This window comes from Blautia sp. ZXY-1-B12, from assembly GCF_056339915.1.
Genome location: NZ_JBWJVP010000161.1, coordinates 1 through 11908 on the forward strand (window position 1 = coordinate 1; position 11908 = coordinate 11908).

8 protein-coding genes are annotated in these 11908 nt (G+C 38.8%); all 8 read right to left on the reverse strand.

Annotated features, from left to right (window positions below):
- A partial coding sequence (locus AC075L_RS08185) for an ABC transporter substrate-binding protein (protein WP_476387533.1) occupies positions 1 to 1074 on the reverse strand: 1074 nt, incomplete at its 3' end.
- Between the two features lie 26 nt (positions 1075 to 1100).
- On the reverse strand, positions 1101 to 2018 hold the full coding sequence (locus tag AC075L_RS08190; RefSeq protein ID WP_118409327.1) for a carbohydrate ABC transporter permease: 918 nt from the start codon (positions 2016 to 2018) through the stop codon (positions 1101 to 1103).
- Positions 2019 to 2035: 17 nt separating this feature from the next.
- Positions 2036 to 3007 (reverse strand): ABC transporter permease subunit, encoded by a 972-nt coding sequence (locus AC075L_RS08195; RefSeq protein WP_243099526.1) that lies wholly within the window; start codon positions 3005 to 3007, stop codon positions 2036 to 2038.
- Positions 3008 to 3104: 97 nt separating this feature from the next.
- Complete coding sequence (locus AC075L_RS08200; RefSeq protein ID WP_118409328.1) at positions 3105 to 4598, reverse strand: ABC transporter substrate-binding protein; 1494 nt, start codon at positions 4596 to 4598, stop codon at positions 3105 to 3107.
- 147 nt (positions 4599 to 4745) lie between these two features.
- Entirely contained in the window at positions 4746 to 6263 is a 1518-nt protein-coding gene (locus AC075L_RS08205) for a response regulator transcription factor (RefSeq protein WP_118409329.1), read from the reverse strand.
- A complete protein-coding gene (locus tag AC075L_RS08210) occupies positions 6241 to 7830 on the reverse strand; it encodes a histidine kinase (protein ID WP_182448899.1) in 1590 nt (529 codons plus the stop codon). The genes AC075L_RS08205 and AC075L_RS08210 overlap by 23 nt, the downstream gene beginning before the upstream one ends.
- Positions 7831 to 8099: 269 nt before the next feature.
- The gene (locus tag AC075L_RS08215) at positions 8100 to 11219 is read right to left on the reverse strand and encodes an alpha-mannosidase (RefSeq protein WP_118409331.1); all 3120 of its coding nucleotides are present in this window, start codon (positions 11217 to 11219) and stop codon (positions 8100 to 8102) included.
- A 105-nt stretch (positions 11220 to 11324) separates the two neighbouring features.
- A partial coding sequence (locus AC075L_RS08220; RefSeq protein WP_476387534.1) for a glycoside hydrolase family 125 protein occupies positions 11325 to 11908 on the reverse strand: 584 nt, incomplete at its 5' end.

Below are 11908 nucleotides of genomic sequence, written 5' to 3' on the forward strand. Positions count from 1 at the left end.
TACACCCTCCTCCCCATAATAGAACATATCACGAAGAGTGGTATCTGTATTAACCAGATTCAAAAGCTGTAAACATTTTTCCGGATATTTACTGTTTGCGGAAATCATATTCAGAGAACCGCGAACTGTTTCATTAGACAGAATAGTATCTCCAACCTTTGCAACTACAACATCTTTGCCCATCTGCGGTCCCCAGGAGGTAACACCTGCTGATTCCCATCCCTGAGCGATACGCCACATATTATAGACACGTCCTTCTGTCAGAGTTGCTGCATCAGGATTAATGATTCCTTTTTGATTCCAGTCATAGAAGGTCTCAAGTGCAGCATAGATATCGGGTTCTTCCAGAGTGAAACATACTCTTCCTCCCTGATCGTCATATCTTACACCAAGGATTTGTGTTCCACCGCCAAGCTGATCATACACATCAAAGATAGAATATACACCGTCATTTTTAATATATACCGGGTAGTCATTTTTCTCTTTCTTCAGCATTTCAAAAACTGGTGTCAGATTTTCAAGATCAGTCAGATTTTTATAATCAATATCATATTCTTCTACCAATTCTTTATCCCATATAGCATAGTTGGAGATAGAACTGTCCTTATAAGAAGGTACACCGTAAATTCTTCCATCTACCTGAACTGCTTCCCAATACTTCTCTGGCATTAATTCATTAAATTCTTTCATGTTCTCATCAATCAGATCTGTGATGTCTGCATATGCGCCCAGCTTGATGTCTGCTATGTAATTATTTCCAGTGCCAAAGATGATATCATAAGGCTCATTGGTACTGATTGTAATATTTCTGCGGTTATCCCAGTCACCCCACGGAATAACTTCCATCTCCAGATTCACACCAATTTTTTCACCGATGTAATCATTCACCTTTCCAATCCACGAATCATAATTGGACGGCATTCCATTACCAATTGTCACCCATTTCAAAGTAACCACTTCCTCGCCTTTATCATTGGAAGCGTTTTCTTTACTTTTACTTCCACCGCAGCCTGTCAGCATACCTGCAGTCATAACTGCTGCAAGACCCAATGCTATTATTTTTCTTGTTTTCATGGTTTTCTCCTTTTTTCAATATTTTTTTATTCTTTTACACCACCGATTGTCAGACCGGAAATAAAATATTTCTGGAAAAACGGATAGGTACAAGCAATTGGAACAATGATTACAATTGCAATCGCCATTCGTACAGACTCTGTCGGCATACCCATTTTGTACTGCTGAAGGGATAATCCTCCATACGGATTATTTGCAATATATTCAATATTTTTCTGAATATTATTCAGTAAAGACTGAAGTGTCTGAAGGTTCTTATCCTGAATATACAAAGATGCCTGAAACCAGTCATTCCAATATCCAAATGCAGCAAACATTCCAATTGTAGCCATAACCGGTTTGGATATCGGAAGTACAATGTTGGACCATATCCTGAATTGTCCTGCCCCATCAATCTTAGCAGCTTCAATCAATGCATCCGGTACAGTTACCCTGAAAAATGTTCTGCATATCGTAACACTGAAAGATGAACATGCCAGTGGCAGAATCAATGCCCATATGGTATTTCTCAGATTCAATATATTATTAACTACTACATAGGAAGCAAGCATACCACCGTTAAATACCATAGGTATAAAGATAATCCATGTATAAAGCTTTTTTAATTTAAAATTTCTTCTGGATGCCACATATCCCATAGAAGTAGTCAGTATAATTGTAATAACTGTACCAACTACCGTTACCAGCACGGACATACCGAATGCCCTGAGAATCGTGCCACGTTCATTCCAAAGAAACATATAAGCCGCATTGGATAGCTGCTGCGGAATAATCTGATAGGTCCCGCTACGAAGTGCTTCCTCACTTGTAATTGAAATGGAGAAGACAAACAGCAATGGGAATATACACATCAATCCCAATAATAAAAAAATGATATTAAATAAAACATTTGTTGAAGTCTTAATCTGATTAAGGGAAGACTGTTCTTTTACCTTTTTACTCACTTTTGCCCACTCCTTTCTTAAATAATTCTGTTTTCATTATCAAGCTTACTCACCACCCAATTGGCAAGCAGAATCGTTCCGCAGCTGCAGATTGCCTGAAAAAAGGATGCTGCTGCTGTCTGCCCGATAGGTGCTGTAGACTGAATTGCGTTGTACACATATGTATCAAATGTAGACACCGTAGTATACAGTGACTGAGGTATTCCTCCTGTCACCTGATAGAAAAGGCCAAAATCCGAATTAAAAATCTTTCCACAGTCAAGAATCAGCATCATAATAAATACAGGCTTAATTCCTGGAAGTGTAATATGCCTTATCTGCTGCTTTTTCGTGGCTCCATCCATAACGGCCGCCTCATAAAGAGAAGGATCAATACCTGTAATACTTGCCAGATACATTACCATTCCATATCCCATACCTTTCCAGGTGTTCAGAATAACCAGGATAAATGGCCAGTATTTTTTCTCTTGATACCACATAACAGGATTGCCACCCAATGCAGTAATGATACCATTCAAATATCCCTTTTCCGGTGTCAGAAGAGCATATACAAAATAACTGACTACTACCCAAGACATAAAATAGGGCAGGAACATCATAGTCTGATAAACCTTAGACCCTCTTTTGTTTCGCATATTGCTCAGCATCAATGCACCACCCACTGCAACTGTAGCACTGATGATAATAAACGCTATGTTGTAAAGAATGGTATTACGCAGCAGCATAAAAAAAGAATTAGATGTAAAGAAATACTTAAAGTTCTTAAATCCTGCCCAGTCACTGGCAAACAGATTATACAGAAATGCATGTCCTCCCGGTGCCAGTTTATATTCTTTAAATGCAATCACGACACCAAACATCGGAAGATAGGAAAAAATCAAGTACCAAAGTAATGTTGGAAGAGACAGCAGTGTTAACTCTGTATCATCTTTCGTCCACCTTTTTCTGCGTACTTTCGCCATTAATCCTGGTGATTTCTTTGTTTCCATGTTTCAAAACCTCCCTTTTTATAAAATACATTTTTTTACATATCCGCCATTCTCATCATCATCAAAAAACGGTGAAATATGTATAAATACATCCCATCTATCTTCCCTCCTTCCACACATCTACCTGTTTCTGCATCTCATCAATAACTGTTTGGATTCCAGCATCATCGAGTTTTTCCAGCAGTTTCGGGAGATATTCATCCGGATCCACACTCCCTGTATAAAGAGCTTTTCCAAATTCATCCAATATATATCGGAATCCAGCCACCTGACTGCTTACCGGTTCCAGATTAAAGTCAAATCCGAAAGAAGAGGCTTCCTCTGATGCATCATTAAATTCTTTAAAAGTTGCCCACTTATCAATCGGTTCATTCTCCAGAACATAAGTATTAAACAAACCTCCCTGTACCCAATAATGTACGGAATAATTTCTAAATTTATCTTTTATCAGTTTTACCTTTGTGTCATAAATATAAGGTTTTCCTTCAACTTTTTTTGCTTCTTCATCTGAAACTTCTACTTTTTCCCAATGTATGCCTTCAATACCATAATTTAAAAGATTTCTTAAATAGAGATCTGTATTAATCAGATTTAACAACTCAACCGCTTTGTCAGGATGTTCACTTTGTGCATTGACTGCAGTCAATGCGCCACGAGCCGATATATTGGTAATACTGGTTTCCATAATTGGAGATACCACTACTTCATATCCCAATTCCTTTCCCCATATCAATTCTGCATAAGGTTGGCCGTCCCCTTTTGTCACAAAACGCTTCTGTGTTTTATCATCTGATGCTGTTGCTGCATCTTTATTTATGTAACCGGCTTTGTAATACTTTCTCATGGTCTTCAATGTATTTTTCATCCGTTCTGTTTCAAATACATTCTTAACAGTCAGTGTTTCATCACCATATTCAATTCCAATTGGATCCGCAATCTTGTCCATATAAGTTGGTGCAGTATAATCCTTAGTAATATACAACGGTATTACATCTGGCTCATTTTCCCTGATTACTTTTAACCACGGTTCCAAATCTTCCAATGTATGTAATTCCTCATATGGGATCTCATATTTATCTACATATTCTTTTGTAAATACCCACATTTGCATATTGCCTAATTCTTTTTCGCTTGGTACACCATAAATTTTTCCCTGTACCCTGGCCGCCTCCCAGAATCTGGAATCAATCTTTTCATACATCTCTGTGTTCTGAACCAACTCATCCAATGCCAGAAATGCACCTTTATCAGCGTTCTGAAGATAATCATTTGCCCATGAACTTGAAAAGCAAAGATCCCACTTACTTCCCGTATTAATGACAACCTGCATCTTCTTTGTATAGTCAGCTCCTTCTACATTGACAATATCCAGCTTTACACCAATTTTTCCCGCAAGATAATCATTTACTTTTTCCAGAACTATATCTGTATCCTTTTGCTTTTCTCCAAGCTGGTACCATGTAAGCTCTATAACATCTTCCACCTTTTCACGTTCTTCTGATCTTTTATCATTAATAACCAACCATGCTCCAACTATTAATGCACTAAGTACCATAATTACCGTCAATTTCTTTAGCACTTTGTTCTTCATGCTGTCCCCCTTTGTGTAAAACTACTATAACATTTCTAAATTTTTTCTAAAAGTTGAAAACTTTTAGATTCCTTGTACAAATTCTAGAATTGAAATATACCTAAAAAAAACTGCCCAGCCTTTCGTGCCGGACAGTCACTTCTCTCCCTAATACTTCTTCATTTCTCGCAAAGATACCGGCGCAACTCCATAATGCTGCTTGAATTTTCTGTAAAAATAACTGGTATCCGGATATCCTACCTGTTTTGCAATATCGCTTATTTTCATATTTGTATTTAAGATAAGTTCTTTTGCCATTTCGATTTTCTTGCTGCTTAAATATTGTGTAAAAGAACAACCTACTTCCTTCTGAAAAATCTGTCCCAGATAAGATGCATTCATATGATATTTATATGCCAGTGTCTTCAAATTCATATCCTCTTTGTAATTTTTCTGAACCTCATCCATAATCTGGCGTACAACCGGAGTATACTGGGAATCCTCTTCATGCAGATATCGTATAATTTCATTAATTTCAGAAATAAACAACGCTTTTATACCAAAGATATCATCTGCCCTGTAAATAGTCTCCAGAAGATCCGGAAGATTATGTAAAGTTTCATAATTATCCAGTTTATATTCTTTCTTAATCTCCTGCAGGAGCATCGCAATCTGGACGGTCATTTGATACAGGGATTCAAGAGAAACACCTGTCTTCACATTATTAATGAATAGATCTTCTATGTAACCTAAGGCACCTTCATTCTCTTTTTTCAAAATTAGTTTACGAAGCAGTGTACGATCAATGACTATATCTTCACTTTTCCTGTCCTGAATATGTTTTTCATCTACACAGCTGCCAAAACCGTCCACCAGAAGATATTTCTGAAGCTTCATAGCCACTCTGTAACATTCTGGGAGTTTCCTGTAGTTATCAAAAACAGGTCCAATACTAATATACGTTACAATATCAAACTGGCTTTCAATCTCATTCTGAATCCTCTGGAAATACTCCTTTACCTCCTGAGATTCTCCAAATCCGTCAAGCAAAAGTAACAGGCAGTCCGGTGGCAAATGAACAACACGCAATTGTTTTTCAGTATTTTGAAGTGACAAAATCATATCTGTAATTTTGTTTTCTTTTACACTATCTGTACTCCATTTCATCACTGCCGCCCAAAAATGACCGCTTCCCATATAAAGTTGAAGACGCTCACAGTAATATTCATATCCCGTCTCAGATATTTTACCGGAAAGGAACTGAAGCCACTCTGTTTTTTCATCTATATACCTGATTTTTTTCTTCTCCAGTTCTTCCAGTTTCGCTGCTGCTTCTTTTAGTTGTTTCTCCAGCTCTTCCTCGTTAATAGGTTTTAATATATAATTCTCCACTTCCAGATGAATGGCCTCCCTGGCATATTCAAAATCGTCATACCCTGTAAGTATAATAAACCTGACAAGTTCCTCTTCGCTGCGGATTTTTTTCAGGAGCTCCAGGCCACTCATTTCTGGCATTTCTATATCCGTAAGAATAATATCAACTGGTTCCTTTTTCCACATTTCCAATGCTTCCTGTCCGCTGTGTGCCATATGAACCAATTGCAATTCCAGTTCATTCCAATGAACAATATTTTTAATACCCTGCAGGATCAGTTCTTCATCTTCAACAATCATTACTTTTCTCATTCTCATTATCCTCTTCCGGCTTAAATCTCAAAATAACCCGTAATCCGCCAGTTTCAACCTGCTCCAGACTTACACCATATGTATTACCGTATACAGCTTTCACCCGCCGATTTACGTTGGATATACCAATAGATTCATTTTTTTCCATTACATTTTCCGTAAGCTGTCTGTTCTTTTCTCTGATGTCTTTTTCCGACATTCCACGGCCATTGTCTTCAATAATGATCTCATAATCATCTGCTGTTTTTTCTACCCTGATGCATATAAAATTATCTTTATCACGCATTCTGATTCCATGTATAAAGTAATTTTCAATAATAGGCTGAAGTACAAACTTAATAATCGGGATCTGCATATACTCCAACGGACAGTCTACACTGGACTTAAACTGGCTTGGATAGCGGTATTCAAAAAGCTCCAGATATTTTTTACAATAATGTAGTTCCTGGGCAAGTGTAATGATATCCGCCTCTTTCAGCTGGCTGCGAAATGTGACTGCCATACTGTAAAGCATTTTTCCTACTTCTGAATCTCCGTTACAAATTGCTTTCATCCGAATCGCTTCCAGTGTATTATACAGAAAATGCGGGTTAATCTGACTCTGAAGAGCCGACATTTCTGCGTTTTTCTGCTCGATTTCTGCAAGATAGCTTTTCTGTATATGCAGGTCTAATTTTTCACACATTTCATTAAAATGACATGCAATGACATCCAGCTCATCTCCATTCTTTTCAGCAGCGAGTCGAACTGTCAAATCTCCCCCCATAACCTGCGTCATACCATCCAATATCACGTTTAACCGTGCAGATACACGCTTTAGATAATAGTTCACCAGAAATTCACTGATCAAAAATACAGCCACTGCTACCCCCGCAATCATTATCATGATTGAAAAAGGTATTTCTGCTGCTTTTGCTTTTTTGAGGTAACTGATAATATGATAATTCTCTAAATTTGTACTCTGAATATATGCATTTAACTTTTCTTCTAATTCTGCAGCTCCTTCAGTCTTTTCTATCTCTTCAACTTTGCAGTCTGAGCATGAAGCATAGATTAAAGTGCCGCTTTCATTATAAATAATCAGCTCTGGCAGATTATAGGCAGTCAAAATGTTTCCAAATCTTTTCGTATGAAAAGTGACTATCATAGCGCCAACATTTTGCATGTTTAATGGATCGCGAATCTCTTTCAGAAAAGAAAATTCACCCGACTCTGCCAGATTTCCGCTTTTAATCCGTTCCAGGGCAACATCTCCATCTTCTCTGCGGTAAATACTCTTGCTTCCATTAAAAGAGGTCAGATCACCCTTGCTGTAACTTACAAAAGCCAGACGTTTCAATGATGGATATGCCTCAAATGCCGTTGCTGAAAAATCTTCAATACCATTATAATCAAGCAGCTTATACTGCGAATATGTATCAAGACGATATTCCTGATATTTTTCAGGAGCATCTGTCAGATAATGAAGCAAGTCATTCATTTCCATATTGGATTTATATAACTCTTCATGCAAATATGTTGAAATGTCTCTGCAATCATTGATATATTCTACAGCTTCTTCATGCATTCTGTGTAAATATTCCTGGTTTCTTTCAAGATATCTGTTTCTTGTACTATTCCAAAAATAAAACATTAATGCCAACACAACACAGGCGATAACTGCTGTATATATAAACAAAAGCTTATTATATAATTGTTTTGAACCTTTTCTCTCCATTTTTCACCACGTCTTCAGCCTGGATTTTTATATTATCAAGTATAACAAATCTTTTATCAATATACCAGAAGAAGAGCCAGAACTTACTGACTCTTCTTTATCCAGATGTGCTGATTTCCTTATAATTGAACTAAAATAGTCTTAATTTCATAAGCATGCATTGAAAGATGTATTTCTTTTTCCTGTGATACACTGCCCACAGGACGTTCCCTCAAATCACATTCTACCCAGGACTTAAAATGAAATCCCGGATATACTGTCACATTCTGTGCAGAACCCGCAAACTCATGGAATCGGATCACAATATAGTCTCCATCCTCTGATTTTTTCACTGCATCCAGTTCAATCTGATCATTATCAAACCTCACAAAACTTTCATATCCCAGATCACTGATACCATGCACTACCAACATCGGATCATTTAATGCATAAGCTTCCTGTACCACACGACCTTCAACAAAATCTCCGCCATGAGGAAGTAATGCATAGGTAAACTCATGCATACCCTGATCCTGCAGATGATCGGGATGGGTGGCAGCCTTTAACAAACTCATGCGGATTACATTATCCTTAATGTCATGACCATACTTACAGTCATTCAATAAGCTGACACCATAGTTTCTCTCAGAAAGATCGGCCCATCTGTGTGCCACGCTCTCAAATCTTGCCTGATCCCAGCTTGTATTCCAGTGGTTCGGGCGCCTTACATTTCCATATTGCACATCATATGTTCCATAAGTAGAGCGAATATCCACAGGAAATGCCACCTTTAAAAGCTGATGCTGCTCATGATAATCCACGGTTGTCCTAAAATCAATTCTTCTGGTATTGCTGTAGAGAACCATATCCTGTGCGATAAATGAATTCATATAGTTCCATTCCATATGGATTTTCATCTGCAGAGGACCACATTCAATCACCTCAAATTTGGTCATGTCTGTGATTTCACGCATCTTTTCCTGATAGAAAATATCAATATCCCAGGCATCATTGTCCAGCGGCTTATCCTCAAACATCTGGAACACATTTGCCCTCTCTCCTTTTGGCAGAACATCTCTCGCAAATGTTTTATCATACAGACGGGTAATCTGTCCGTATCCGTTCATGGACATGCTGTAATATGGAGTTTCGATGTTTTTTCCACAAATGGTAAACTCTGCCTCAGTTTCTTCTGCTTTCTTTTCTTCAAAGATAATAGTTCCTGTTCCCATCGCCGGAATATCTTTCACTTCCACATAGGTAACAGTTCCCGCCTGCTGTGCATCCAGCTCATTCCCCTGCTCATCCCGGTAGATACCTGCTCTCTCGTTTGGAATTGTCACAATTTCGCTTCTCTTCCATCCGGAGGCATTAAATACCGTATAGCAGTCCTTTTTATCCTCGATAATATGGGACAAAGCATCTTCCTGCACACCTTGTGCCACAGACTGGATATATTCATAATCTTTTCTGGAATCTTCATATACCTCATGAATAGAAGAACCCGGAATAATATCATGGAACTGATCTGTCAAAATGTGTTTCCAGCCTTTTGTCAGTTCTTCCTGTCTGGCATATGTAAGCCCTCCCATTTTCAGAGCATTCATAACCGTCAGCCATTCTGTATTGCGGTACAGAAGCTCCATTTTTCGATTCATACGCTTATTATATGCCTGACTTGTATAGGTTCCTCTATGATACTCCAGATACAGTTCTCCATCCCATGTATGCACATACTGGTCTGTATTTTTCACAGTTTCCTGCAAATCTCTGAAATATTCTGCTGCCGTGGAAGTTTTCAGGTTCGGAAGTCCCGGTATCTTATCAATACGACGTCTGTTTTCCAGCATATCCCGGTTGACCCCGCCGCCGCCATCACCAAATCCATAAGCAATCAACAGCTCCTTGTTCATCTGCTTTTCACTGTATGCATCCCAGGTTCCTTTGACAGTTTTTGGAATCAGCTTTCCATTGTAGGTATAAAACCAGGATCCCGGTTCATTCCATGGTTCTGGTGTAGTAATAAAATGTGTCAGAACCTCGCTGCCATCAATTCCTTTCCATTTGAAAGTATCATGAGGCATACGGTTATACTGATTCCAACTGATCTTTGTTGTCATAAAAGTATTAATCCCGGCTTTTTTCAGAATCTGTGGAAGTGCCCAGGAATATCCGAACACATCCGGAAGCCACAGGTACTCTACATCTTTACCGAATTCATCCTTGATAAATTTGCTTCCAAGAAGAATCTGCCTTGTAAGAGATTCTCCGCTGGTAAGATTACAGTCCGCTTCCACCCACATAGCACCGTCTGCTTCCCAGCGGCCTTCCGCTACACGTTCCTTTATTTTTTTATAAATATCCGGGAACTCCTCTTTCATATATTCATATAACTGCGGCTGTGTCTGTAGAAAAACATATTCCGGATATTGTTCCATCAAACGCAGAACCGTGGTAAAAGAACGGGAACATTTCTCACGTGTATGTTTCAGGCGCCAGAGCCATGCCACGTCGATATGTGTATGTCCTACACAGCGGATATTTACAGATGACTTTTTATCCATACTGTCAATCGACTCGTTCAACAAATGATCTGCCTCATGGACACTCTCATAGAAGGTATCACTTCCCGGATATGCCCAGTCAATACAATGGCAGGCCGTGTCCAGTGCCTTGCGAAGATCATGCTGTACCGGATTAAATTCATCCAGTTCCTTAATAGTTTCCCAGACCATAGAAGCCAAATAGTAAAAATCATCCACTTCTTCATCCAGCCAGGCAAGATCTGCTCTGGCAATACGATGTTCCTGCGGTGTAGGTACCCCGCCGCCTTCCAGGCCGGACCAAAGGCGAAAGGTTACATACATATTTGTACCGCAATATGTATCATCGAAAAATACTTCTTTGTGATTGGCATCCACGCCCTGATACATCTTACCATTCAGGTACAACATGGACTCAAATCCGGCATTATTACCGGCACCTGTATTACCAAAATCAAAAATACCTACAATTTTCTTTCCTTTCCACTCAGCCGGTACCTGAATCACTCTATGCATCCACAGAAAAAGATCACGTCCTTTCCATGTATCCCCTACACGCAATGTATCCCATCCTGTAAAGACTTCCGGCAGTACCGGATTCACAACTCCCTGAGTATCTTCCTGTACTGTAAATTCATTGAGATTTATAATATCTCTATATCTGTATTCTTTCAATTCTGCAATTCGCCGTTCCAATTTTCTATCGGTTAAAAACATAATTTCCTCCTTGTGGCTATGTCTCTATTGTTTTAAAAACATTTTACTATGTAACGTTCCTAGTCTCAATTTGGAGAATTCTACATTTGGTGTACAAATTACACATTATCTTTCAATTTTGTATCCACAGTAGTCCATCACAAGCTCACTGAACATGGCATTTGCCCAGGCGAACCATTCTCTGGTATACTGCGTATCATCCTTGACACAAAAACCTTCATGCATCAGCATTTTCCCGCCATCTGTAGATACTGCAAGATCGATCATTTTCTTTTTTTCCTCCCTTGTGGATGCTGTTAATCCCTGCATGCACAAGGCAATATGCCAGATATATTCTACCGGTGTATGAGGACTTCCGATTCCTTCTGCCTTGGCTCCTCTATAATAAAATGGATTGGCTTCGCTTAAAATCAGATTTCTTGTGTTCTCTGCCACCTGAGGATTCTTTCCCTCATATCCCAGATAATCCATAGAAAGAAGACTTGGAACATTGGCATCATCCATCAGATTGAACTGACCATAGCCGTCCACCTCATAAGCATAGACCTCTCCGTATCCTTCCTTACAGGTGATGGCAAAATTTTCAATCCCATCATAAATCTCTTTTCTCAACTCGGCTGCAGCTTTTGCCAAATCAGAAGATTCCACAATCAACCGGGCAATTTCTTCCAGATATCCCAATGCTACTA

Coding starts and splice junctions, on each gene's coding strand:
- AC075L_RS08195 (WP_243099526.1), bottom strand. CDS start 3,007: ATGGAAACAAAGAAATCACCAGGATTAATGGCGAAAGTACGCAGAAAA.
- AC075L_RS08200 (WP_118409328.1), bottom strand. CDS start 4,598: ATGAAGAACAAAGTGCTAAAGAAATTGACGGTAATTATGGTACTTAGT.
- AC075L_RS08205 (WP_118409329.1), bottom strand. CDS start 6,263: ATGAGAAAAGTAATGATTGTTGAAGATGAAGAACTGATCCTGCAGGGT.
- AC075L_RS08210 (WP_182448899.1), bottom strand. CDS start 7,830: ATGCATGAAGAAGCTGTAGAATATATCAATGATTGCAGAGACATTTCA.
- AC075L_RS08215 (WP_118409331.1), bottom strand. CDS start 11,219: ATGTTTTTAACCGATAGAAAATTGGAACGGCGAATTGCAGAATTGAAA.